The 25,336-nt window shown below is 65.2% G+C and carries 20 protein-coding genes; 10 read left to right on the forward strand and 10 right to left on the reverse strand.

Annotated elements, in window-relative coordinates:
* The 3 genes from AC27VL_RS12800 to AC27VL_RS12810 form a co-directional block, all read right to left on the reverse strand.
* The gene (locus tag AC27VL_RS12800) at positions 1-603 is read right to left on the reverse strand and encodes a DUF6436 domain-containing protein (RefSeq protein WP_488766761.1); all 603 of its coding nucleotides are present in this window, start codon (positions 601-603) and stop codon (positions 1-3) included.
* Positions 603-863: a hypothetical protein gene (locus tag AC27VL_RS12805; RefSeq protein WP_191077669.1), complete on the reverse strand. Its 261-nt coding sequence runs from the start codon at positions 861-863 to the stop codon at positions 603-605. The genes AC27VL_RS12800 and AC27VL_RS12805 overlap by 1 nt, the downstream gene beginning before the upstream one ends.
* A 72-nt stretch (positions 864-935) precedes the next feature.
* Positions 936-2,351, reverse strand: coding sequence for an aminotransferase-like domain-containing protein (locus AC27VL_RS12810; protein ID WP_488766764.1), 1,416 nt, complete (start codon positions 2,349-2,351; stop codon positions 936-938).
* Between the two features lie 183 nt (positions 2,352-2,534).
* On the opposite strand from AC27VL_RS12810, the gene cyoA reads away from it, so the two are divergent.
* From cyoA to AC27VL_RS12835, 5 genes are all read left to right on the forward strand, one after another.
* Positions 2,535-3,440: a ubiquinol oxidase subunit II gene (cyoA, locus tag AC27VL_RS12815; RefSeq protein ID WP_100553898.1), complete on the forward strand. Its 906-nt coding sequence runs from the start codon at positions 2,535-2,537 to the stop codon at positions 3,438-3,440.
* Positions 3,441-3,445: 5 nt separating this feature from the next.
* A complete protein-coding gene (gene cyoB, locus AC27VL_RS12820; RefSeq protein WP_488766766.1) occupies positions 3,446-5,422 on the forward strand; it encodes a cytochrome o ubiquinol oxidase subunit I in 1,977 nt (658 codons plus the stop codon).
* The gene (gene cyoC, locus AC27VL_RS12825; RefSeq protein WP_080149637.1) at positions 5,419-6,054 is read left to right on the forward strand and encodes a cytochrome o ubiquinol oxidase subunit III; all 636 of its coding nucleotides are present in this window, start codon (positions 5,419-5,421) and stop codon (positions 6,052-6,054) included. The genes cyoB and cyoC overlap by 4 nt, the downstream gene beginning before the upstream one ends.
* Position 6,055: 1 nt before the next feature.
* Positions 6,056-6,388, forward strand: coding sequence for a cytochrome o ubiquinol oxidase subunit IV (cyoD, locus tag AC27VL_RS12830; protein WP_025877422.1), 333 nt, complete (start codon positions 6,056-6,058; stop codon positions 6,386-6,388).
* A gap of 114 nt (positions 6,389-6,502) precedes the next feature.
* Positions 6,503-7,189, forward strand: a complete 687-nt coding sequence (locus tag AC27VL_RS12835) for an SCO family protein (RefSeq protein ID WP_488766768.1) — start codon at positions 6,503-6,505, stop codon at positions 7,187-7,189.
* 127 nt (positions 7,190-7,316) lie between these two features.
* On the opposite strand, the gene AC27VL_RS12840 is transcribed toward AC27VL_RS12835, so the two are convergent.
* Together AC27VL_RS12840 and AC27VL_RS12845 are read right to left on the reverse strand one after the other, a co-directional pair.
* Positions 7,317-7,898, reverse strand: a complete 582-nt coding sequence (locus tag AC27VL_RS12840) for a S8 family serine peptidase (RefSeq protein ID WP_488766770.1) — start codon at positions 7,896-7,898, stop codon at positions 7,317-7,319.
* Positions 7,898-9,664 carry a S8 family serine peptidase gene (locus AC27VL_RS12845; RefSeq protein ID WP_488766772.1) on the reverse strand — a complete coding sequence of 589 codons (1,767 nt, stop codon included), beginning with the start codon at positions 9,662-9,664 and terminating at the stop codon, positions 7,898-7,900. Before AC27VL_RS12845 ends, AC27VL_RS12840 begins: the two co-directional genes overlap by 1 nt.
* A gap of 317 nt (positions 9,665-9,981) precedes the next feature.
* Between AC27VL_RS12845 and AC27VL_RS12850 the strand changes: the two genes are divergently transcribed.
* A complete protein-coding gene (locus tag AC27VL_RS12850) occupies positions 9,982-10,422 on the forward strand; it encodes a DUF2231 domain-containing protein (RefSeq protein WP_230110963.1) in 441 nt (146 codons plus the stop codon).
* Entirely contained in the window at positions 10,415-11,725 is a 1,311-nt protein-coding gene (locus tag AC27VL_RS12855; RefSeq protein WP_488766774.1) for a PQQ-dependent sugar dehydrogenase, read from the forward strand. The genes AC27VL_RS12850 and AC27VL_RS12855 overlap by 8 nt, the downstream gene beginning before the upstream one ends.
* A 113-nt stretch (positions 11,726-11,838) precedes the next feature.
* On the opposite strand, the gene AC27VL_RS12860 is transcribed toward AC27VL_RS12855, so the two are convergent.
* A complete protein-coding gene (locus AC27VL_RS12860; RefSeq protein WP_488766776.1) occupies positions 11,839-12,501 on the reverse strand; it encodes an exopolysaccharide biosynthesis protein in 663 nt (220 codons plus the stop codon).
* Between the two features lie 172 nt (positions 12,502-12,673).
* Between AC27VL_RS12860 and yidA the strand changes: the two genes are divergently transcribed.
* Positions 12,674-13,507 (forward strand): sugar-phosphatase, encoded by an 834-nt coding sequence (yidA, locus tag AC27VL_RS12865; RefSeq protein ID WP_488766778.1) that lies wholly within the window; start codon positions 12,674-12,676, stop codon positions 13,505-13,507.
* Positions 13,508-13,571: 64 nt separating this feature from the next.
* On the opposite strand, the gene AC27VL_RS12870 is transcribed toward yidA, so the two are convergent.
* The gene (locus AC27VL_RS12870; RefSeq protein ID WP_165781010.1) at positions 13,572-15,467 is read right to left on the reverse strand and encodes a glycosyltransferase; all 1,896 of its coding nucleotides are present in this window, start codon (positions 15,465-15,467) and stop codon (positions 13,572-13,574) included.
* Positions 15,468-15,870: 403 nt separating this feature from the next.
* Between AC27VL_RS12870 and AC27VL_RS12875 the strand changes: the two genes are divergently transcribed.
* A complete protein-coding gene (locus AC27VL_RS12875; protein WP_488766780.1) occupies positions 15,871-18,186 on the forward strand; it encodes a TonB-dependent receptor in 2,316 nt (771 codons plus the stop codon).
* A gap of 204 nt (positions 18,187-18,390) precedes the next feature.
* Entirely contained in the window at positions 18,391-18,699 is a 309-nt protein-coding gene (locus AC27VL_RS12880) for a hypothetical protein (protein ID WP_375068954.1), read from the forward strand.
* Positions 18,700-18,738: 39 nt separating this feature from the next.
* Here AC27VL_RS12880 and AC27VL_RS12885 read toward each other — a convergent pair whose 3' ends face one another.
* From AC27VL_RS12885 to AC27VL_RS12895, 3 genes are all read right to left on the reverse strand, one after another.
* On the reverse strand, positions 18,739-23,082 hold the full coding sequence (locus AC27VL_RS12885; RefSeq protein ID WP_488766782.1) for an AAA domain-containing protein: 4,344 nt from the start codon (positions 23,080-23,082) through the stop codon (positions 18,739-18,741).
* Positions 23,083-23,118: 36 nt separating this feature from the next.
* Positions 23,119-23,553 (reverse strand): hypothetical protein, encoded by a 435-nt coding sequence (locus AC27VL_RS12890; protein WP_488766784.1) that lies wholly within the window; start codon positions 23,551-23,553, stop codon positions 23,119-23,121.
* A gap of 117 nt (positions 23,554-23,670) precedes the next feature.
* Positions 23,671-25,176, reverse strand: a complete 1,506-nt coding sequence (locus AC27VL_RS12895) for a YifB family Mg chelatase-like AAA ATPase (protein ID WP_488766786.1) — start codon at positions 25,174-25,176, stop codon at positions 23,671-23,673.
* Between the last annotated feature and the right edge of the window lie 160 nt (positions 25,177-25,336).

The raw sequence follows: 25,336 nt of genomic DNA on the forward strand, positions 1-25,336 counted from the left end.
TCAGCGCTTGGCCTGCCACGGGCAGTAGCAGCCCACGGCAAGCAGTCCTTTCGGGCGCACGGTTTCCCCGCGCACCAGTTTGTCCAGCAACGGTTCGACAAAGCTGTTGGCCGAATTGCAGACCATGCCGATGCTGTACGGGCCGGCATAGGCCAGGTGGCCCTGGCGGTCCCAGATCGCCACCGCCGGGCTGGCCGGAATGTTCTCGATGCCGTCGATGGTCGGCAGGTTGATCACCTTGTTGCGCAGCGGCTCGGGCAGTTCACCTGCGGTACCGGGGCGGCGGATCGCATAGAAGTCGATGCCGGCGCGGCGGTACATGCTGATCAGGTAGCTGAGGTGCGCACCGGTTTCGCGGTTGCACACACCGCAGGCCGGGTCCCAGAAATGCACCACGCGGATGCGGCCGGTGTCGCCGGCCAGTTCCGCCGGCAACCGCAGCTGCGAGTCATCGAAGACGATGGCCTGTTCGGCGAACGAGGACTGCTCGCCATAGCCGAAGTACTGCCACAGGGCCGCCGCCACGCCGGCCATGAACAGGCAGGCGAGGGCGATCATCACCGGCAGCATCGAACGGCGTGGGCGCGGCGCGGCTGCGCCCATCAGGAGCCGTCCTCGCCGAACTTGTGCACGTACTGCTTGCGCATCTCGCGGCAGGAATCGGCCTGGGCGCGGCGCTGGATCTCGCTGCGCGCCGCGTCCTCGCTGCGTTGCAGGCACTGTTCGATGGCGTGGCGCTCGGCGGCCTGCACATCCACGGTCTGCGGTTGCAGACAGACCCAGGCCAGGGCAGCCAGCATCAGCACGACGAAGCCGCCGCAGCCGGCCATCACCAGGTGGAACTTCACTTTGTCGGCGGCCATCGGCGGCACGTCCCTCGGTCCATACATTACATACAAGATATCATCTTGTATGGTTATGGCTTGCGGGGTGGTTCAGACGATCGCCGAATGCCGCGCGTCGGGCGCCTCGGACAGGATCTCGTTCAGCTTGGCCAGCGCCCCGGCCAAGGCCTCCTGGTCCACGGCCCCGCCCAGCGACAGGCGGATGGCGTTGCCCGGTGGCGGTTCTTCCACACTGAAGGCATCCGAGCTGGCAATGCCCAGGCCCTGTTCCTGCGCGGCCTGGATCAAGCGGTACTGGTCCAACCGCGGCGGCAATGGCAGCCATACATGCAGGCCGGCCGGATGGGCCTGGCGGCGGGCGGGCAGGTAGCGGGCGGCGATGGCCTGGCGCTCGCGCAGTTCCTGCTGGAAGCGCTGCACCATCGCCTGCGCCTGGCCGGTGCGGATCCAGTGCGAGGCCACGGCCACCATCGACTGGGTGGGCATCAGCGCGATCGCGCGCAGGGCGTCCAGCACCGGCTCCATCGGCTGGCCGGCCGGCACCACCAGGTAGGCAGTGCGCAGGCCGGGGGCCAGGCACTTGGACAGGGTGGAGATGTAGTAGACGGGGCAGCCAGCGTCGGCCAGCGCGGCCAGTGGCGGGGCGGCATCGCCGGCCAGCAGCCAGTAGGGATCGTCCTCGACCACGGTCAGTTCGTGCCGCCGCGCGACCGCCAGCAGGGCCTGCCGGCGCTGCGCCGACATCGTTGCCGTGGTCGGGTTCTGGATGGTCGGCACCAGATACAGCAGGCGCGGCCGGCGCAGCTGGCAGGCCTCTTCCAGCGCATCGGGCAGCATGCCTTCGGCGTCCATCGCCACCGGCACCACGCCCCGCTGCAGTACGCGCGCAGCGGCCAGCAGGCCAGGGTAGGTCAGCTGTTCGGCGGCGATCAGTTCGCCCGGCTGGGTGCGGGCCAGGATCAGCGCGCACAGCGCGGTCTGCGCACCGGGGCAGATCACCACCCGCTCGGCGCCCACCGGGCCGAGGATCGGCGCCAGCCATTGCACGGCCGCAGCGCGGTCGTCGCGGCTGCCGGCGCCGACGTGGTAGCTCATCAGCTCGCCTTGGCCCAGCTGCTGGCCCAGGTGCTGGAAACCGGCCTCCATGCCCTGTGCGAACGGCGCGCTGCCCAGCAGCGGCGGGATGTTCATGCTCAGGTCGACCGAGGTGCTGCGGTTGCCGGCGGACATCGCGATGAAGGTGCCGCCGGCGCCCTGTGCGTCCAGCAGCCCGGCTTGGCGCAGTTCGGCGAAGGCGCGGGTGACCGTGGTCAGGTCCACGCCCAACTGCTGGGCCAGATCGCGCTGCGGTGGCAGGCGGTCGCCCGGGCGCAGCACGCCATCGTCCACCGCCTCGCGCACCTGCTGGGCGATCTGCAGGTACAGCGGTCCTGCGCCCTCACGGAAGGGGCGAACCCAGGTCCGGTTGGGGTGTTTCAGGCGGCGGCCGGCAGCAGGAGGCGTCATCGGTCGGATTTTTCCATACGTGCAGATGCACAAGTCCATACAATGCTGTATCTTGTATGGGCTTGATTGGAGTGGTTCGCCTGCTTGTAGGCGACCTCGTACCCACAGTGTAGCCGCTCCACGCCCGGGCGCTGCGCGCAGGCGAGCCGGTCAAGCGCGCATCTTCAACAGGGTTGACCTCCAATGAATATCTGCTGGAACCGCATCCGCCTGGCGCTGGTCGCCCTGGCCTGCATCGCCCTGACGGGCTGCGATTGGGTGCTGCTGGATTCGAAAGGCATGGTCGGGATTGCCCAACGCGACCTGATCCTGATCTGCATCGGCCTGATGCTGATCGTCGTCGTGCCGGCCATCGTGCTGACCTTCGTGTTCGCCTGGCGCTTCCGCGCCGGTAATACCAAAGCGAAGTACACGCCGGACTGGTCGCACTCCACCAAGGTGGAAGTGGTGGTCTGGGGCGTGCCGTTGATCATCATCGCGGTGCTGGCGGTGATCGTGTGGCAGTCCACCCACGAGCTGGATCCGTACAAGCCGCTGGACGTGGCCGGCGAGCCACTGCACGTGGACGTGATCGCCACCGACTGGAAGTGGGTGTTCGTATACCCGGACCTGGGCATCGCCACGGTCAACCAGCTCAACTTCCCGGCCAACCGCGCGCTGGCGTTCAACATCACCTCCAACTCGACGATGAACACCTTCTTCATCCCGCAGCTGGGTGGGCAGATCTACGCGATGGCCGGCATGCGCACGCAGCTGCACCTGATCGCCAACGAGCCCGGCCAGTTCCGTGGCATGTCCGGCAACTACAGCGGCCATGGTTTCTCGAACATGAAGTTCATCGCCACCGCCAGCAGCAACGAAGACTTCGATCGCTGGGTGGCCGAGGTGCGCAGCGCGCCGGATGCGCTCAGCTTCGAACAGTTCAAGGCGCTGGCCGCACCGTCGAAGAACGCGCCGGTGCAGCACTTCTCCAGCGTTGAACCGCTGCTGTTCAAGAAAGTCATCGACCAGTTCATCGGCGTCGGTGAGAACACCGCTGCTGCGGCCCCGGCCGGTACGGCCGCCGGTGCCCAGGTTTCCCAGGAGTAACGAACATGTTGGGTAAATTGACGTGGGAGGCCGTGCCGCTGCACGAGCCGATCGTGGTGGTCACGCTGGCGGCCATGGTGCTGGGTGGCCTCGCGCTGCTCGGCGCGGTGACGTACTTCAAGCTGTGGGGCGTGCTGTGGCGCGACTGGTTCACCACCGTGGACCACAAGAAGATCGGCATCATGTACGTGGTCGTCGCTCTGGTCATGCTGGTGCGCGGCTTCGCCGATGCGCTGATGATGCGTGCACAGCTGGCGGCCGCCGGGCCGGGCAGTGATGGCTTCCTGCCACCGGAGCACTACGACCAGATCTTCACCGCGCACGGCGTGATCATGATCTTCTTCGTGGCCACCCCGTTCGTGGTCGGCCTGATGAACATCATCGTGCCGCTGCAGATCGGCGCGCGCGACATGGCGTTCCCGTTCCTCAACGCCTTCAGCTTCTGGATCTTCGTGGTCGGCGCTGCGCTGATGATGATCTCGCTGGGCGTTGGCGAATTCGCCATGACCGGCTGGGTCGCCTATCCGCCGCTGTCGGGCATCGAGTTCAGTCCAGGCGTGGGTGTCGATTACTACATCTGGGCGTTGCAGGCGTCCGGCATCGGTACGTTGCTGACCGGCGTCAACCTGTTCATCACCATCCTGCGCATGCGTGCGCCGGGCATGACGTTGATGAAGATGCCGGTGTTCACCTGGACCGTGCTGGTCACCAGCGTGATCATCATCGCCGCCTTCCCGATCCTGACCGTGGCCCTGGGTGCACTCACCTTGGACCGCTACCTGGACTTCAACTTCTACACCAACACATTGGGTGGCAACCCGATGATGTACGTGAACCTGGTGTGGGCCTGGGGCCACCCGGAGGTGTACATCCTGGTGCTGCCGGCGTTCGGCATCTTCTCTGAAGTGACCGCCACGTTCTCGCGCAAGAAGCTGTTCGGCTACAAGTCGATGGTCGGCGCCACCCTGGCGATCGGCATCCTGTCCTTCATCGTGTGGCTGCACCACTTCTTCACCATGGGCTCCGGTGCCAGCGTCAATGCCTTCTTCGGCATCATGACGATGATCATCGCCATCCCCACCGGCGTGAAGATCTTCACCTGGCTGTTCACCATGTACGGAGGCCGCGTGGAGTTCAGCGTGCCGATGCTGTGGACCATCGCCTTCCTGGTCACCTTCACCATCGGTGGCATGACAGGCGTGCTGCTGGCCATCCCGGGCGCGGACTTCCTGCTGCACAACAGCCTGTTCCTGGTGGCCCACTTCCACAACACCATCATCGGCGGCGCGCTGTTCGGCTACCTGGCCGGCTTCGTCTACTGGTTCCCGAAGGTGTTCGGCTTCACCCTCAACGAGCGCCTGGGCAAGTGGTCCTTCGCCTGCTGGGTGATCGGCTTCTACCTGGCCTTCATGCCGCTGTACATGCTCGGCTTCATGGGCATGACCCGACGCATGAACCAGTACGACAACCCGGCGTGGACGCCATACCTGATCGCTGCGTTCATTGGTGCGCTGTTCGTGTTCGCAGGCATCATCCTGATGCTGGTGCAGATCTACGTCAGCGTGCGCGACCGCAAGCGCAACCTCGACCTCACCGGCGACCCGTGGAATGCACGCACGCTGGAATGGGCCACGCCGTCGCCGCCGCCGTTCTACAACTTCGCCGTGGTGCCCAAGGCCGATGAGCTGGACGCCTTCCACGAAGCGAAGAAGCGCGGCCTGCCACCGCAGCCGAAGAAGTACGCGCCGATCCACATGCCGAAGAACACCGGCGTGCCGTTGATCCTCAATGTCTGGATCCTGGTGCTGTGCTTCGCCCTGGTCTGGCACATCTGGTGGATGGCCGGTGCCAGCTTCATCGCGATGATCGTCACCCTGATCGCGCGCTCCTACAACGAGGACGTGGATTACTACGTCAGCTCCGAGGAGGTGGCGCGTACCGAAGCGGCCAACCACGCCAAGCTGCAGGAGGCACGCGCATGAACCTGTTGACCCGTCCGCAACTGGACAGCGACGCGCTGGTCCACGACGACCACCATGAGCATGACCATGCCCACGAACAGGGCGGCATGAAAGTGTTCGGCATGTGGGTCTACCTCATGTCCGACCTGGTGCTGTTCGGCTCGCTGTTCGCCTCGTACGCGGTGCTCAGCACCGCCTACGCCGGCGGCCCCACCGGCAAGGAGCTGTTCTCGCTGCCGTTCGTGATGGCCGAGACCTTCATCCTGCTGGTGTCCAGCATCACCTACGGCCAGGCCGTGCTGGCCATGCACCGCCTGGACAAGGCCGCGGTGCTGCGCTGGCTGGGCGTGACCTTCGTGCTCGGTGCCTCGTTCATCGGCATGGAGCTGTACGAGTTCTCGCACCTGATCCATGAAGGTGCCGGCCCCAGCACCAGTGCCTACCTGTCGGCGTTCTTCGCCCTGGTCGCCACCCACGGCCTGCACGTGGCCAGCGGCCTGATCTGGATGGCGGTGGTGATGCACCAGGTGTATCGCCGTGGCCTGACCCCGACCAACATCACCCGCGTGTCCTGCCTGAGCCTGTTCTGGCACTTCCTGGACCTGGTGTGGATCTGCGTCTTCACCTTCGTCTACCTGATCGGAGCCTTCTGACATGGCCCACGTCGAAACCTCGCGCGCCGGCAATGCGCACGGTTCCACCAAGTCCTACCTGATCGGCTTCGTGCTGTGCGCGCTGCTGACGGTGGTGCCGTTCGCGCTGGTGATGAACCCGGTGCTGTCGCGGCCGGTCACGCTGTTCCTGCTGGTCGGCTTCGCCGTCGCGCAGATCCTGGTGCAGCTGGTGTATTTCCTGCACATGGACCGCAAGTCCGAAGGTGGCTGGAACCTCGCCAGCTTCGTGTTCACCCTGGTGATCCTGTTCATCGTGGTCGCATTGTCGATCTGGATCATCTGGAGCATGCACTACCACATGATGATCAACTGACCGTGGCCGGGGCGATCGGCAAGGAGTGCGCGATCGCCCTGGCACCTCAGCCCTCACTCCCCCCAGGGCAGGCCTGACCGAGACCGCGCCCACCTCGTGTTGGTGGTACCCGTGATGCGTGTTGCTTCCGTTGTTCGTTCCCTTCGCCTGCCGCTGCTTGCCGCAGGCCTGGCACTCGGCCTGCTGGCCGGCTGCAGCGCGCAGTCGCGCATGGATTTCTATTCCAAGGACATCGCCTGCGAGGAACTGGGCCAGCACTGGACCATGCCCGACAGCGCCGGCACCCTGCGTGGCCCGAAGGACCTGCAGGGGCAGGTGACTTACCTGTTCTTCGGCTTCACCAGCTGCCCCGACGTGTGCCCGACCACCATGGTCGAGCTGAGCCAGGTCAAGCACCTGATGGGCAAGGATGCCGACCAGCTGCAGGTGGTGTTCGTCAGCGTGGACCCGGCGCGCGATACACCCGAAGTCGCGCACACCTACGTGCACGCATTCGACCCGAAGGCGATGGCACTGGTCGGTGATGAAGCCCAGCTCTCGGCGATGGCCAGCGACTTCAAGGCGTTCTACGAGAAGGAGCCCGGGCAGCTGCCGGACACCTACACGATGAGCCACATCGCCGGCGGCTACGTGTTCGACCGCCAGGGCCGCCTGCGCCTGTTCGCACCCTATGGCATGCCGGTGGAACAGCTGTTCTCGGACGTGCAGCGGTTGCTGCTGGAGCCGGAACATCCGGCTGCCGGCAGTGAAGCACTGGCCGCATGCAAGCTGCCGCACAACACCAGCATCGCCGCCCGCTGAGCGACGCGTCCGCTCCGGTGGGTGATGCCCGCTCCGGTGGGTGTCGACCTTGGTCGACACGATCACACATGCGCCAATCCCCCGGCCGGCCAGGAGAGCCAACCGGCCAGGGGCACCACTCAACGCCTTACTTGGTTTCTTCCCACTGCACCACGTCCGGCTCGGCAGCCTTGATGCCGGCGGTCGACAGCAGCTTGGTGGTCGCATCCAGCGCCGCGTTCACCGACGGGTACTCCACAATCGCGCGGCCCGCGGCCTTGGACACCTTCACCACGGTGCCGCCTGTGGCAGTGGCCGCGCGCTGGGCCGAGGCCGCATCGGTGAAGAACACCTTGACTCGTGACGTTGCCACCACCGGGGCGCCATCATTGGATACCGCCGCCGCGAACTTGCCGGCACCGGCATCAGCGCCGCCTGCTGCTGCACCATCCAGCGAACGCTTGCTGCGCGCGCTGGTCGTGGTCGCCGCGGCCTGCGGGGTGATCGTGAACTGACCGCCTGCGGCCTGCTTCACAGTGGTCGAAGGAGACAGCTGGAAACGCGCGCCGCCCACACCGAACGAGCGGCCGGTGGCGGAGGCTTTCAGTTCCTGTGCATCCACGGTGGACAGGCTCCGGGCCGGTGGGGTCTGCCCCGAGCTCTGTGCCCAGGCAGGGGAGGTCATCGCCGCGAAGGCGAGCGTGCTCAACAGAATGGTCGTCTTCATCATCAGTGCCCCAGAACGCGGATCTTGAAGAATTCGAGGTTGCCGCGCGATGCAGCGTTCGCGGCCTGCCCCATGTCGGTTACTTCCAGCGTCCAGGTGCCGGTGGCGTTCTCATCCAGGAAGGCATTGCTGGACAGCAGATCCCAGTTGGTGAAGTTGCGCTGCACGCCCCCCGTACCCGAGCCGATGGCGGTAAACGCCGGCTGCACCACGCTACGCGTGCCACTGGGCGAAACCAGCACGAACTGCAGCTGGCGGGTGTTGCTGTGGTTCACCCGGAAGCCCAGCTGCACCGATTCGATGTTGCGTGCACCATTGGCTACCTGGAAGGTCAGCCGCGCAGCCGCGTTGGTGGTGTTGCCGATGGCAACGGTGCGCGTGGTAGTGCGCCAGCCGGTGTCGACCAGCGGGCCCAGCGACTGGAAGTTCTCCGCTACCTGCACGGCACGCGCCGCATTGACCACACCGAAGCCGTACCAGTTGCTGTACGCGCGGTTGGCGGCGTTCACCGTCCAGCCCGGCACCAGCGTGCGCCCGTCGGCCAGCGTCACCGCCGGCTGGTTGGGATGATTGCGCGTGGCGGTAGTGGCCAGGATGTATTTCACATCGCGGTAGGACAGGTTCGGATTCGCTTCCAGCACCAGCGCCGCCACGCCCGACACCATCGGCGTCGCTGCCGAGGTGCCGTTCATCCTGCCGGTGTAGTTGCAGGTGGTGTCGAGGGCCGACAGGTTGCTGTCCAGCGCGTTGTAACGCTGGGCATTGGTGTTGCTGCCCTGCGCGCAGCCGGTCACGTCGGTGGTGAGGATGGCCGGATCGTAGCGAACCGCCAACTGGTTCGGCACGTACTGCCGCTGCCAGCCGTTCTCGCCACCAAAGCCGGACACCCAAAGCGCCGAACCGGTGGACGAGTACGACGAACGCACGCCGTCGGCGCGTACTGCCGCCACGGTGATCACGTTGAACAGGTTGTTGCGTGGATCGCGGCCGGCCGGCACGCAGCCGGTTCTGCGGTTCCTGGTGTCGGCGGTGCAGACGTCCTGGAACTGGTTGATCGCGGCGTTGTCGAAGTTGTTGCCCGCCGCCTTTACGTAGATGCCGCCGCGGCCGCCACGCGTGCCGGACAGGGCCTGCTCATTGGATGCCACGTCGTTCTGGCTGAAGGCGAACGGCAGGTTGGGGTTGCTGGGACCGGCGCCCCAGCTGTTGTTGAACACCTGCACATCGGCCGACTCGGCACCATCCCACCACGAGTACTCGATATTGCTCAGCTGGTTACCCCCTGCATCCGAGGCCAGCACGTTGAAGCCCTTCAGCGTGGCGGCGGGCGCAACGCCGCGGACGCCCACGCCGTTGGCACCGACCGCGCCGGCGATGCCGCCGACCATCGTGCCGTGGTTGTCCCTGTTGGGGTCGGACGGCGAAGGGTTGTTGCTGCCGTTGGCGAAGTTCTTGCCCGCGATTGCCGCGACGTTGGCTGCCAGGTCCGGGTGGGCGATCTGCAGGCCGTCATCGACGATCGCGATGGTAACGCCCTGACCGCGGATGCCATTGCGGAACAGGCCATCCACGTTGAGATCGTTGCCGGCCACGGGCAGGGTATCGCCCAGCACCGCTTGCCCGGTGTTGAGCAGATGCCATTGTCGACCGGCCAGCGGATCAGCCTGTTGTGCCTGGGCGGTAAGGGCCAGGCTGCCCAGTACCAGGGCAGTGGCCAGGGCCAGGCGCGCAGAGCGCGGTGGCGCGGAGCGTTGCGTGTGTCGCTTCATACACGAATCCTTCTGTTGTGAATCGGCATGGCAGGACGGCGGGGCGGATCTGCCCCATCGCAACGAGCCAAACGCGACACAACGAACAACCCCCTACCTCTTCACGCAGCCAATGTGTTGATGTGCCAAATGCGTCACAAACACTTATGCCGCCTGGTAATCACGACTGCGCCGCTCTAGCCTGAGCTTCGGTAGTTGCCAACCTTGGTTGGCACCAGGCATCCACGCATGGTGTGGATCTACGAGGTCATCGCACCCCCTCCCACCCCCCTGTGCTACTACAGCCCGTGCAGCCCTTCCCCGTACGGAGCACGACCATGGTCAACCCCGTCGCCCAGGCCCACCGCGGCCTCGGCACAACACTGTTCAGCCTGTTGAACCCGATACCGTTCGGCTTCTTCGTGGCCGGCCTCATCTTCGACATCCTCTACCTCAACACCGCTGAAGTGATGTGGGGCAAGTCGGCCGCGTGGCTGATCACCTTCGGCCTGCTGATCGCCATCCTGCCGCGCCTGATCAACCTGTTCGCGGTGTGGCGCCGCAATGGCACCGCTACCGGCACCGACCGCCTCGATTTCCTGCTCAATCTGGTCGCCATCGTGCTGGCCATCTGGAACGCCTTCGTGCACAGCCGCGACGCCTATGCGGCGGCCGTACCAGGCACCATCCTTTCCGCGCTGACGGTGGCACTGATCGCGCTCGGCTTCGTCCTGCTTTCGCTGCAGCAGCCGGTGCTGCAAGGAGCCCGTCATGGCTAAGCGCATCCTGCCCGCCGTGGGCGTGCTCTCGCTGGCATTGGCGCTGGCCGCCTGTGCCGGCAAAGCCGAGTACCACCCGGCCGATCAATCCGGTGCGCAGCCACCGCTGCCTGCGCCGCAGAACTACCTGATGCCGCCGATGCAGGTGCCCAAGGGCGTGGGCTGGGGCGAGGGCCAGGCACCGTCGGTAGCCGACGGCCTGAAGATCGAGCGCATCGCCGCCAACCTGCAGCATCCGCGCCGGCTGCTGTCGCTGCCCAATGGCGATGTGCTGGTGGTGGAAGGCAATGGCCCGGGCGAAGAGCCGGTCACCACGCCCAAGCAGTGGATCGCCGGCAAGGTGAAGGCGCGCTCGGGCAAGGCCGGCAAGGGCGGCAACCGGGTCACCCTGCTGCGGCGCACGCCGGGTACCGACGCCTGGACCCAGCATGTGTACATCGAGAACCTGCACTCGCCGTTCGGTATCCAGCTGATCGGCGACACGCTGTATGTGGCCAACACCGGCAACATCATGAAGTACCACTACGTGCCCGGCGAAACCCGCATGTCCGACAAGGGCAGCGAGTTCACCGACCTGCCAAGCACCATCAACCACCACTGGACCAAGGAACTGCTGGCCAGCCGCGATGGCAGCAAGCTGTACGTGGGCGTGGGCTCCAACAGCAACATCACCGAGAACGGCCTGGCCGTCGAGTACCGCCGTGCGGTGGTACTGGAAGTGGACGTGGCCACCAGCGGCAGCCGCATCTACGCCTCGGGCCTGCGCAACCCCACCGGCCTGGACTGGGAGCCGAGCACCGGCAAGCTGTGGGCGGTGGTGAACGAGCGCGACGAGATCGGTGCCGACCTGGTGCCGGATTACCTCACTTCGGTGCAGGAGCACGGCTTCTACGGCTGGCCCTACAGCTACTACGGCCAGCACGTGGATGAGCGCGTGCAGCCACAGCGGCCGGACCTGGTGGCCAAGGCGATCCGCCCGGACTTTGCCATCGGCTCGCACGTGGCACCGCTGGGCCTGCTGTTCTACACCGGCCAAGCGTTGCCGGCAAAGTACCACGGCGGTGCCTTCATCGGCGAGCACGGCAGCTGGGACCGCTCGCCTTTGAGCGGTTACGAAGTGGTGTACGTGCCGTTCAAGGAAGGCAAGCCAGCCGGCCGCCCGGAAGCGGTGGTGAGCGGGTTCGCGTCCAAGGATGAGAAGACGCTGATGGGCGCGCCGGTAGGCATGGCCATCGATGCCGAAGGCGCGTTGCTGGTCGCCGACGATGTGGGCGACGTGGTGTGGCGGGTATCGGCGAAGTAACCGGCCACCCGCGCATCGCAGGCTTTCTGTAGAGCCGAGCCCATGCTCGGCTGACGTGCGCAGCGCGGGGTTTCTACGCCCAGATGGAAGAGCAGCCGAGCATGGGCTCGGCTCTACAGCGCTGATGGCCCGGTGCGCAGCCCACTGAACACCGATTCGGCCGCAAACCCTACACCGCCCAGCAGTACGCCGAAGTACACCACCGACGCCACCACGAAGCCGTAGCCGGCCGCCACTGCGGCGCCATCGCGCTGGATGAAGCCGATCGCAAATGACATCAGCGCCAGCGCCGGCAGCGTGTTGCTGAAGGGAATCGGCCCGGCCGGCAGCATCAGCAGGATCGTGGCGAACACCAGCGCCAGGTTGTTCAGCCGCATCATCTTCTTCGAGCGCACCATCGCTGCCAGCCGCATCGGCCGAGACAGCCGCTCCATCCGGTGCACCCACTTCAGGGCACGGCCCAGGTTGGCCTTCAGCTTGTCGGTGGCGATCTGTTTGTCGGCCAACCGCTGCGGCACCCACAACGGGCGATCGCGCACGCGGCTCAGGCCGATCAGCAGGATGGACGCACCGAATACCGTGCTCAGCCCGGGAATCGACACCGGAATCAGGAAGATCGCCGACAGCAGGATCACCACCAGCATCAGGCCCTCGTCGCCCAGCGCATGCAGCAGCGTGCCGACACGGATGTGGTCGCCGGGCAGGCCGTCGATCAGGTCTTCAATCTGCTGGGCAAGCGGGGCAGTGTCGTTGGCGTCGGGCGCTTGGTAGGTCATGCGTCGAAGAAGTGTCCAGGGAAGGGCGGTCGATAGGGCCGTCCTGCGGTGGGGGACGCACAGGCCCCATGAGTATCTCCGGCCGGCGCGGCGCGGAGGTGAACCGGGCATGAGGCCGGCAGTGCCCCGCAGCCTGGCCTAAAATGGGCGTCCCCCGCACTGGTTGAAGATGATGGACATGGGTCGCAGGCAATCGACCATCGAACTGGTCGCCATCGATATGGATGGCACCCTGCTGGACCCCGCCCACAAGCTTACTCCGCGGGTAAAACAGGCCATCGCCGAGGCGCGCGCGCTGGGCGTGCACATCGTGCTGACCAGCGGCCGCCCGGTGCCGGGGCTGGTGCCATTCCTGCATGAACTTGGCATCGATGGCGACGATGACTACTGCATCGCCTGCAACGGTGGTCTGGTGCAGCGCATCGGCCCGCGCGAAACCGTGGTCGAGTATCCGCTCAGCTTCGATGATTTCGTGTACTGCGAACAGGTCGCCCGCGAGATCGGCGTGCATTTCCAGGCACTGGACGCGCAGCGCATGTACACGCCCAACCAGGACATCAGCATCTACACCGTGGCCGACTCGCATCTCTCGCGCATGCCACTGTCGTACCGCCGCGTGGCCGACATGGACCCGGGCATGTCCTTCATCAAGCTGATGATGATCGACGAACCAGAAGTGCTGGACGCCGCCATCGCGCGCCTGCCAACCGCATTGACCGAGCGTTTCGCGGTGCTGAAGAGCGCGCCCTTCTTCCTGGAAGTGTTCGACCGCCGCGCCGGCAAGGGGCCGAGCCTGCAGAAGCTGGCCGAGCACCTGGGCATCGACCGCGCCAACGTGATGGCCATCGGCGACCAGGAAAACGACCTGACCATGCTGCAGTACGCCGGTACCAGCGTGGCGATGGGGAATGCCATCGATGCGGTGAAGGCGACCGCGCGTTTCGAGACCGCGACCAACGCCGATGAAGGCGTGGCCAAGGCGATTGAGCGGCATGTGCTTGCATGACCCAGGGCCATCCGCAACGGACGCTCCCTGCAGGAGCGCCCTCCGGTTGCATACGTTTGCAGCGTCAATGCGCGCCGATGCGCCACTCGTGGAGTGAACCCAGTGGCTGCAAAGGCTCGGAGTAGTCTGCTTGCCTTTTCAGGCCTGCGGCCAGGTACGCCGATGCGATGCCACTGCTGTCACCAAACCATACATCCAGCAGTGTGGCCCCGTCGTTCACAGTGAAAAGCGGGTGGTAGAAATCCTTGTTTTCCATGTAATCCAGCGGAACCCGGAAGCTGAAATGACAATCAGGATCTGAGCGCACGGCGTCGAGATGGACGGTTTCTTCTGGTCGATAGTTCAGGTTATAGCTATCCACCAGCTTGATGAACGCATCCGCCCTGTCGTTTTCCGAAAGGAATCCAGGGAAGGAAAATTCCTCGGATGCAAGAACGGCAAGCGCGTGTTCAAGAAGCTCGCCTGTTCTTTCAACTTTCGGCTTATCTGCCCCGAAGCGAATCGCGGCATCGTCCCGCATATCCTTGTCGGGATGCGTCTCGGCCATCTCCGAAAGGCGGTCCAGATACGAGGATACGATGGAAAAATCAACGTCTCCTGCGCCGCTACGCAATGCCAGGAGCGCGTTTCTGATGCCATGCAAGCTGGTATTACAACGGTACTCGACCTGATCATTGCTATCCAGACCGATATCAACGTGGACGCTCAGCGTGGCTTTCAGGTGCTGGGGCTGCGGAGCCGGTTGCGAGGCTGTGCTGCCTTTACGTCCCTCAACATGGCCACATGCCTTGAGGAAGTCGAGATGAGAGGCTTCCACTGCGCCGCGCTCGCGGACGCCTGCGAGCAGTCGTACCGCCCGGGCGTGAGCTTCTTCCGGATGCTCGACAAGGCTGCGAATCAAGCGCGCGAAGGCAGCTACTTGTTCTTGGACGGCAGCTTCGCTGGTATGGCCCAGGAAAGAAAGCGATTCAAGGTTGGAGATCTGCCCTGACTCTTGCACGAATCGATAAAAGCCCGAGTTCTCCGCAACGATCAGCGGCACGCAGCAGCACATCGCCTCCCACGCCACGAGGCCGAAACCCTCATGGACCGAAGGCATGAGAACCAGGCTCGCATTCTTGACGACCGACAGCATCTGCCGGCGAGAATCGACGAACTCGAGGCATTTGACCGGAACCTCGTAGCCCGCCTCCTCATTGATCATCGTCTTGAACTCGCCGATCTGGGGCGAGTTGCGATCGAAGCCGTACATGTCAACAGTGGCGTCACGCATGCGCGCACCGGGGGCGCGAAGCGCGCGTCCGATGGCCCTTGCAGCCAACGCTGCCTGCTTGACCGCGTCGTTGCCATCCTCAATCCGGCCGGAGTACAGAATTCGAGGTGCGGTTCGAGCATTGGCAGCCGGTTCAATCGATAGAAGCGGTGGCAGCAACAACTTGGGTGGCTTCATCGAAGACGATGCCCGCTGCATGTCTTTCAGGCTGTCCACAAGTATCGGGCCAATGCCGAAGCACTGATCAGCCTTTGGAAAGAGATCATTCTGTCGATTCTCTTTGCCAAGAGCGTTCTGCGAGTCGCGCATCAATGCGCTGTACCTTCCATATGCCATGTGATGCAGCAGGATGGTTCTTGCTCCGATCCGCTTTCCAATCTCCAAGGCAAGTTCACCGGTCACGACATCATGCCCAACCACTGCATCCACCTGTCCATGGGCCGCCAGTTTTCCAACCGCAAGATCTGCGTCATCGGCGATTCCAAGGAATTCCTCACCCGAGCTTCTCAGCGCAACCGCCGTGGCAGTCGATGCCAAGTCTGGGTCAACGCATGCACCACTTGGAACAAGGCAGAGCAGATGCAGTCCTGCCGTAGGGGAAAGTGCTGAAAGAAGCTCGGCATTCAGCACGTTGATGCCGCCGAGATTGGCGCGTAGATGGCTTGCTACAAATACGATCGTTGTCATTCCGTGACCCTCGCCAGTGCTGCGTTTTGATGATTGACGCACTGCCGTCGAATTTGACTTCCCATGACGTGCAGCCCTGCATGGGGCTATCGGCCGGGGCGGGCGCAACTTGAGGCGGCTTGGAGCCGAATCTATACATGGGTATACGTTCGATATGCCCGATGCCATATGTGATGTACCACCGCGCGATGGCGAAGGCGGGAATCCAGTGCAAGAATTCCGCTCGTCGAAATCATCCCGCCGCATCACCCGGAAGATCACCGCTTCCATCCGCTGCCGACCGGCGCGCACCGCGCCGTCATTCCTTCAACGCAATCGCCGCCAGCCAGCGCGCCGCACACCGGCGCTGCATCGCGCTGGGCGTGCGCCTGCGCCACCTTTCCCCTGCACCCTGGATCTGGCCATGAACACTCCACCTACGCTTCTTGCCCTGGCGATCGGCACCGCTCTCGTTGCACCACTGCACGCTGCCGAGTCGACCGACGCCGCCCATGAGACCCCCACCACCCTGAACGCGCTGCAGGTCATCGCCACGCCGCGCGGTGCCGCTGTCGCCCCCACCCAGGTGGTCGGCCCCAACCGCTACGTCATCAACGCCACCGACCTGGATGCGATGGTGTCGGGCAACAACGGCCTGTCGATGCTGAAAAACGTGCCGGGCGCGAGCTACACCGCCACCGACGGCCTCGGTCTCGACATCTCCGCCACCAGCCTGTTCGTACGCGGTTTCCGCATGAATGAAATGGGCATCACCTTCGAAGGCATGCCGCTGAACGACAACGGCTTCCTCTCGCTTACCGGAACCAGCGTGGTCAACGTCGGCGTGCCCGATGGCATCGGCTCGATCACGGTCAGCCCGGGCGGCGCGCCGGTCAGCGTGTTCTCGAGCAGCGTCAACGGCGGCAGCCTCGAGTACCGGCTGGCAGAACTGCAGGACACACCCAGCCTGCGCATCAAGCAGGGCGTGGGCAGCAACAACACCCTGGTCACCACGGTCTCGGGCCAGAGCGGCCAGCTGGGCGAGCACGGCCCGAAGCTGCTGGTCGACCTGCAGCGCGTGTCGGCCGACAAGTACCAGGGCGCCGGCACGCAGAAGTTCCTGCGCGGCGACCTGAAGGCCCAGCAGGATGTGGCATGGGGTGACTTCACCGTGTTCCTGTCCGACAGCAAGGCCGCGGTGTGGGGCTACAACAACATCTCCTTCGACATGATCCGCAAGCTGGGCTGGAAGGCCGACAGCTTCTATCCGGACTATGCGTGGGCGTACTACGTGGCCTCGCCGGAGAACGCCGACAAATCCTGCGGCGCCTACACGTGCGGTGAGCTGTCCGAACTGATTCCGTACGACACCGGTCAGGTGACCCGTGACCGCGTCGCGTCGATCAACCACCGCTTCCAGATCACGCCAGCGCTCAGCGGCAACGTGCAGCTGTACAACGCCAACAGCCACACCCAGGCCACCTTGACCGACCCGACCGTGCCGTCACCCAACGGTGCGCCCTTCTCCGAACAGGTGCAGACGCCGCACCTCAATCGCTTGGGCGGCATGTTCAACCTGCAGTTCGAGACCGGTGCGCACACCATCACTACCGGCTTCTGGCAGGAGAAGAGCAAGGCGGCCGCCAAGACCGAGTGGTACCAGCAGCCGCTGCTGGGGGAGGGCAAACCACTGAAGGCCACCGGGCCGTTCGATGTGTATGGGCCGGCGTTCCAGACCGACAACGCATCAAGCTGGGTGACCCGTTCACGGCAGTTCTACCTGCATGACAACTACGCTGTCACCGACACGCTGGTGCTGGGGCTGGGCTTCAAGGCGGTGGACTTCAGTACCACCGGGGGTGGCATCGGCGATGCGCCGGAGCGGCCGGTGAACGGCACGCTGCGTGCCAAGAGCAACTTCCTGCCGCATGTATCGCTGTACTGGAGCCCGACAGAAAAGACCGATGCCTTCATCGACCTGGCCAACACCATGAACGGCTATCGCGTGGCCCAGCGCGGCAACATCGGCTACACCGCCTCGGCCTGGACCATCACCGACCAGGAAGAGTTCGACCGCGTGGCCGGCACCCTGCGGCCGGAGAAGAACTGGAACCTGACCGTCGGTGCCAGCCATCGCTTCGACCGGCTGACGGTGACGGCGGACGTGTTCTACAACGACATCCGCAACCGGCTGCTGTCGGCGGCGATCGGCACCCAGTTCGCACAGATCAACACGGTGCGGTTGATGCCGAAGATGCACGTGATCGGCGCCGACCTCGGCATCACCGCCGACCTCACCGATCACCTGCAGTTCTACCAGGGCATCGCGCTTGCGCGCTCGTACTACGACAGCGATTTCGTGGTGGGTGATACCGTGTACCCGATCAAGGGCAACGCACAGCCGGGCTATCCGCAGCTGTCGCTGGTCAGCGACCTGTCCGCGCACTTTGGCGGTTGGCGTTTCGGTGCCACCAGCACCTCGTACCTGCGCCAGCCCTTCACCTATGAAAACGACATCCGCGTGCCGACGTTCTGGCAGGTCAACGCATACACGGCCTACAAGCTGGGGCCGGACAGCCTGGTGCCGGGGCTGGAGCTGCGGCTGGACGTGAGCAACCTGTTCAACCGCAACAACATCGGCACCGCCACCATCGCCGGTTCGTCGTTCTCGGGGGATTACCAGACCCTGCAGCGCAGCGCCCCCCGGCAGGTGATGTTCAGTACGTCGATGGCGTTCTGAGATACGAAACGGGGTCCGGAACGGGGTCGGATCCCTTTGCCACGCCAAGGGCTCCGACCCCATCCGCTGTTTGCACGATCTGCACTGATTTCGTGGCACCAACGCAAGGTTCCCACAATGTTGCTGGGTCATCCTGTAGGCATGGCACAGCAGAACCCCCGTTTCCCTCCAGTCCGCAGGCGCGCCCATGGACGTCCGCGTCCGGTGCCGTTCGCAGCACCGGCGGTCGACCTGGAGGCCGAGTACCAGTTCTGGCAGGTCTATGACCGCGTGGTCCGGCCCCTGCCCGGGGGCGGCTTCCGCCTGGCCTGGCTGGTGCTGCAGACCGTGTACCGGGCGCGGGCGCGCTATCCCGACGACACCCACAAGCTCGCGCTGTCACGCGTGCTGTTCGGCGCGAACATGACCGCCGACCGCGCCGCCGAGCTGGAGGAGCTGTACGCGCTCGTCAGCCGCCGGCTGGCGGCGGTGGCGGTACGCGGCCAGGATCCCCTCCGCATGATGGGATCCTGATCCGTCCCGCATCACCCACCACGCGTGCCATCGCCCCCGTCAGCTGACCTTGCAGGGCATGCAGATCCGTCCCACCCCACCGGCACCGGCGCGCAGGTCAGGGTCGAAGAACTCCTCCTGGCTGCGGATCTGCCCGCAGCGGCTGCAGACCTTCTTTTCCTTCGACTCCAGTCCCTGCACCTGCTCGATCACCTGATCGACCGCTGCCGAGCGGATTTCCGTGCCGGCCACCTCAATCAGGCGATAGAGCCGGTCGGACAGTGTCTGCACCGGGTCGCTGCCGAGGTTGAAGCGGTTGATGCGCAGGAAGCGATAGCCGTAGCTTTCCAGCGTCAGCTGGCGCTCGACATCGGCCTCCACCAGATAGCGCTCGTGGTTGCCCACATGCACCGGCTTGTCGCGGCGGAAATGGAACTCGAAGCCGTCGTACTCGATCACGATCTGCAGTGCGCCGCGCACGGTCTGCACGGTCACCAGGAAGTCCACGCGCCACGCCGGGTGCTGGTAGGTCGGGTCGAGCTGGCGCAGGTAGTCGCCCACCGGGAACTGCGGAATGATCTCGACCGCATCGCCATGTTCCAACACGAACGGCGTCTGCTGCAGCCACTGCAGCACCTTCGATTCCATCGGGCTGCGCGCGTCGGTCTGCGCGGCGTCGGGCGCGGGGCGGTCCAGCTGGCTGGCGTAGTAACGCAGCGCATTGCCGATGGCGCCGCGGAACGCATCCACCGGCATCGAATGGACGAACCAGATCGCCTCCTGCGCACGGGAGAAGCCGACATTCAGGCGCTGCACCTTCAGCTTGTCCTCCACCGCATCCACCGCGCCGCTCAGGCTGACCGGGAAGATGTAGTTCAGCGCGTCCTGGCCGGCGGTCGCCACCATCGAATAGAAGATCAGCCCGCGTTCTTCGCCCTGGCAGGAGTCGACCGTCATCACCTTCAGCCGAAGCCGCTCTTCGAAATCGCGGCCGCGCGGATGATTGAACAGCGCCTTGGACAGCAGCGTCTGCTGCTCGCGGAACGGCGTGATGATGCCCACCGTGGGCGGTGCATCCGTATCCAGCAGTTCAACCAGGCGCTCGGCAATGAATGCCGCTTCGGCGTCGTTGGTGCTGCGGCTGGTACGGTGCCCGCTGGCATCGACCTGGCTGAAGCGGATCACTTCCTGCAGCGGCCGGCTGCGGATCTTCAGTGCCTGCAGCTGGTGGTTGTAGAAGGTGGAGGACGAGAACCCGATCAGTTCCGCATAGCTGCGGAAGTGCTTGCGCAGCATTACCGAGTACGAGGCCGAGAGCGAGCAGAACTCCAGCACCGAGCGCTTCACATCGAACATGGCCAACCGTTCCAGCACGTCGGCCTGCTGGCTGACGTTGGCGCGGAAGTAGTTGACCAGATCCGAGCGGTACTTGTTGTTCAGCGCGATGCTGGCGTTGGCCGCCTTGACGTTGGAGAACTGCTTGGAGTCGCCCAGCACCACCACCTTGCGCGCACGCAGCAGCGCCGGCAGCGCCTGTGCCACCGATACCTGCGAGCCTTCATCGATCACCAGCACGTCGAACAGGTCCGGCGCCAGTGGCATGTACTCACCGAACTCGCGGATGCTGGCGATCATCACCGGGAACGACTCGCGCACGCTCTCGAACTTGTCCACCGGGAATTTCTGCCGGTTGGCGATCACGCCAGCCAGAGCGCGCGCGTCGGCGCGGTGATGATCCATGAAGCTGATCAGGCGCCCATCCACATGGGCATTCATCACCGAGGTGTTCAGGCGTTCCAGCTTGGTCTTGGTGCCCACATAGTCGTACTGCGGTGCATCGACGAAGGCCTTGCGCGTGGCCATCCAGCCCTGCAGGAAGCGCAGGGTCAGCGCCCACAGCGCAGGGTCGTCCTTCGGCTCGGCCAGCAGGGTCTCGACGATGGCCGGATTGAGCCGCGCCAGCAGGGTCATTGCCTGCCGTGCAACCGCTGCACCCGGTCCCGGCGCGGCGCCGTGGGCGATCTGCCGGTAGCTGGCAGGCAGCTGTGCGCCCAGGTCTTCGGCCTCCAGTTTCATGCGCAGTGCGTTTGCGCCCTGCACGGTGGCCTGCAGGGCGGCTGCATCGTTCTTGAGCAGCAGCGGGCGGGTGGTGCCGAGCTGGTTGAGCTGCAGTTCCAGCCCGCGTACCGCATTTCCGCGCAACAGATAACCCAGCACCGGCATTTTCAGCTGCTGGTACTGCAGCAGGATCGTGCCCAGCAGCCGTACCTGTTCGGCATCCAACGACTCGAACAACTCCCAGCCGTCAACCGTTCGATCGGCAAGGAAGGCCGTTGTCACCGCATCGCGACGGATGCGCTCGTCCAGCGACGCCGGGGTGTAGTCGGTGCTGCCGAACAGATCGGCAAGATAGGCCTCAAGCACGTCGGCCTGGGCAGTCATCGCTTCCAGCTCGGCCAGCACGTTGGCATCCATCACCGCATGCACCTGCTGCAATACCGCAGGTGCGCGTTCGCCCAGTTCAGCTTCCTGCTCGTGCATGGCCTTCACGGCGGCAAGCGAGACACGCCCCAGCGTCTGCACGGTGCTGGAAATGGCCTGCCGCAGGGTCTGCGCCGTGTCCTGCCGCTCGCTCTCAAGGGCGGGCTGGTTGGCCTTCATGGCCTTGGCGAAGGCCGAAATCTGGCTGATGGTGCCGGTGGAGGTCAGGCGCTTGAAGTTGGCTGCCTGCTGGCCGAGCCGCAGAATCGGGTTGGGGAAATCACGATCGTGGCGAACCCGGCTCATCGCATCGGACAGCTTGTCGTACACCACGTCCAGCGCTTCGGTCTTGTCCGACAGCACCAGGCAGCTCTTCTTGTTGAACGCACAGTCGGCGGCAATGGCGGTGATGGTGTGCGACTTGCCGGTGCCGGGCGGGCCTTCGACCACCACGATCCGCCCCTGCGGCTCGCGCACCGCCAGCAGGATCTTGCGCTGTTCCTCGTTCAGCGGGATGGGCGAATCGAACACCATGCGCTCCACCAGCGGCAGCGCATCCCAGGCCGATTCCACCCGTTCCCCGATCGGCTCGGGGTTGCGCATCAGCACGCCTTCCACCATGCCGTGGAACAGATCCACCAGCTTCGACCCACCATTGCGGGCCTGGTCGATGATCTCCTCGAAATCATTCAGCAGCGCTTCGTCGGCGCGCTCGAATGCAGCCAGGTGCAGGGCAGGCGACAGCGCCACGGTGGCGGTAGAGGCCTCGCTGGCGGATGAGGACAGCGAGACCTCACCGCCCAGATCCACCGCGTTGGCCACCTGCCGGAACAGCGATGCCGCCACTTCGAACAGGCTCTGTGCCGGATCGAGGTACTGGATGCGCTCCTGGATCGGCGACACCCATTCGCGCGCCATGCCCACGGCCAGTTCCTGCAGCACGAAGTCGATCGCGCGCCGGTTGGCGAACAGGCGGTTGCTGAGCGTCAGGGTGTAACCGGACCCATCCTTGGCCCGCACCACGTCCAGCGGCAGATAGAACACCGGGTACTGCACGCCTGCGTACTTGAGCGTGCCCACGTAGAGATACAGCTGCAGGCCATCGCCGGTGGCGACATAGGTTTCCAGGTCGCGGAACTCATGGAAGGCGTCGGCCGCCACGAAGTTCTCGAAGAACGCCATCAGCGCGCTGATCGTCCCGTCACGGGTCAGCTGGTGCTCGCAAGCCTGCTGCAGCGGCAGTTCGTCGCCGGTGGCCAGCAAGCGCGCCAACACCTCCGGCAGGGTCTGGTACAGATCCACAACGGAGCGGGTGACCAGGTCCGATTCAGCCGCGTGCAGCGAATCCATCACCCAGTACGCCTGGCCCTGCAGTGGGCCGGCCAGATGCGCGATCAGCGGCCGCACCACCTGCACGCACATCGCATCCACCAAGGTGCCCTGCACCGATTCCACCCAGGCTTCCGGGTCTTCCAGTGCACCGGCCATGCTGGCACGTGCCTTGTCCAGCACGGCCACGCGTACCATGGCGATGGCGGTCTCGGTGATGGCGTTGACCTGCTCTTCGACGATGCGGCGCAGCGTCGCGCTGATCGGCCGGGTATAGCTGCGCGGGCCGATGGTGAAGGAAAGCTCCTCGCCGGAGGGCCGGCTGAGCAGCTTCCACAGCTCTTTGTCCAGCGCCGGATAGGGCGCGGTGCGCATGCCTGCGCGGAAGCCGGAATCGCTCGTAAGCACGATGCGGCGCCGCGGTGCCTGCGCGCGCTTGAAGTCGGACTCGAGGAAATCACGGAAGTACTGCGAGATCCGCACCGCGATTTCGCGCATCTTCGTTTCACCCAGTGGCCCGCCGCCGGTTGCCGCAGGTGTCAGCGGAGCGGATGCATCGGAGGTCGGCAGGTGCGGCGGCTGGGGAGTGCTCATGAATGGCTGGGCGGGCACCTGGCGAGGCAGGCACCGCTAGGGACTGGGCCCTGCATGGTCGCACGCGTCGCCCGTGGCGGGGAGGGGGCCAACGCCGTCCTGTACCGACGGCAGGATCATGTGTGCCGTCAGCGATCGCCAGAACAGCGACTCGTCGTAGCTGTCAAAGTCGGTTCGGACCAGAATCGGCGATGGCAGGCCCTGTGCGCGCAGACGCAGGCGGATGCTGGCCACTTCTTCGCTCAACCCCATGCCGAACAGCACGAGCTGCACCTTCGCATCGCGCAGCACGAACGATTCCTGCAGACGCGTGCCGAGACCGGCCGCCAGGAACGTTCCCACCAGATCGTAGTTGCGCCACTCCAGCACCGACAGGCCGCTGTCCACGCTGTAGATTGATTCCATGCGTATCAGGCCGCGCCGTCCTATCGTCCGTGATATCCGCTGACGGGCGGCCTCCTGCCCGCCCATGATGAGCATCCTGAGCAAACCGCATCTCCTTGTGTATGGGCTCGCGGAAATGGTCAGGGCGCAGGTGGCATCGCAGATATCAGATGAATCTGATTCCTTCGTGCATGCAGTAGCGTGCTAGGTGCCTGGCTTGCCCCGGTCCAGCTGCCGATAGCCGATGGCCTCGGCCAGGTGCGCGGTCTGGATGCTCTGGCTTTCGGCAAGATCGGCAATCGTGCGTGCCACGCGCAGGATGCGATGCATTGCCCGCGCCGAAAGTTGCAGGCGCTCGATGGCGTGTTCCAGCAGGTCCTGGTCGGCTTCGCTCAAGCGCGTGCAGGCACGCAGGGCGGCAGGCGGCAGGTGTGCGTTGAGGCCGCCACGCGCCTGCTGCCGCGCGTGCGCCGCTTCCACCCGCGAGCGCACGCTGGCGCTGGGCTCGCCCAGCGGTGTGCTTTCGCGCAGCTCCACCGCATCCATGCGACTCACGTTGATGTGCAGGTCAATGCGGTCCAGCAACGGGCCCGAGACCCGCGCGCGGTAGCGGGTGATGCGCTCGTCGCTGCACAGGCAGCGGTTGCTGCGGTCGCCGGCCCAGCCGCAGGGGCAGGGGTTCATCGCCGCCACCAGTTGAAAACGCGCGGGATAGACCACGCTGCGCGCCGCGCGGGAGATGCGGATGTGGCCTGATTCCAGCGGCTCGCGCAGAGTTTCCAGCGCGCTGCGGTTCCACTCCGGCAGTTCATCCAGGAAAAGCACGCCGTGATGGGCCAGCGAAATCTCGCCGGGGCAGGGCGGATTACCGCCACCCACCAACGCCGCCGCGCTCGCACTGTGGTGCGGCGCCCGGAACGGCCGCTGTCGCCAACGCTTCGGGTCCAGCCCTTCGCCGCTGACCGAGGTAATGGCCGCCAACTGCAGGGCATCGATCTCTTCGGAATCCGGCAGCAGGCTGGGCAGGCGCGAGGCCAGCAGGGTCTTGCCGCAGCCCGGGCTGCCGATCAGCAGCAGATGGTGACCACCGGCCGCCGCCACTTCCAGTGCCCGGCGTGCGAGCGCCTGCCCACGCACGTCGGCCAGATCCGGCAGGGGCAGCGGCGTGGTGTCCACGCGTTCCACCTGCGGCAGCAAACGCGGATTGCCCAGCCCGGCGCAGCATTCCAGCAGGGTGCGCGCCACGCGCACATCGGCGTGCTGGGCCAGCGCGGCTTCAGCGGCATTGCCCGGGGGCACGATCAGGATGCGCCCCGCTTCGGCGGCGGCGATGGCGGCCGGCAGCGCGCCGGATACCGGACGCAGCTCACCGGTCAGGCCAAGTTCGCCGAGGAACTCGTACTGCAGCAGCGACTGCGGGTCTACCTGACCGCTGGCCGCGAGGATGCCCAGCGCAATGGCCAGATCGTAGCGACCGCCTTCCTTGGGTAGGTCGGCGGGCGCGAGGTTCAAGGTGATGCGCCGCTGCGGAAAGTCGAAGCGCGCGCAGAGCAGGGCGGCACGCACGCGCTCGCGTGACTCGCGCACGCTGGCCTCGGCCAAGCCGACAATCTGGGTAACCGGCAGACCGCCAGAGAGATGTACCTCGATGCGCACCAGCGGGGCGTCGACCCCGGCGCGGGCACGGCTGTGGACCAGCGCCAGGCTCATGTGTGGTTTCCTGCGGACAGACGCTCGATGGTGCGGTCGGCGGTCTGCGGGTGCTATCGGGGCTTGCAGGTGATGCGCCTAGGTGGATTCTGGCCCGCAGGCCACGCCCACGCGTAATGCGCTGCCGTATGACCCAACAAACTACGTGTTGACAAGGTGG

It is taken from the genome of Stenotrophomonas sp. 14P6.2.3 (genome assembly GCF_057799055.1).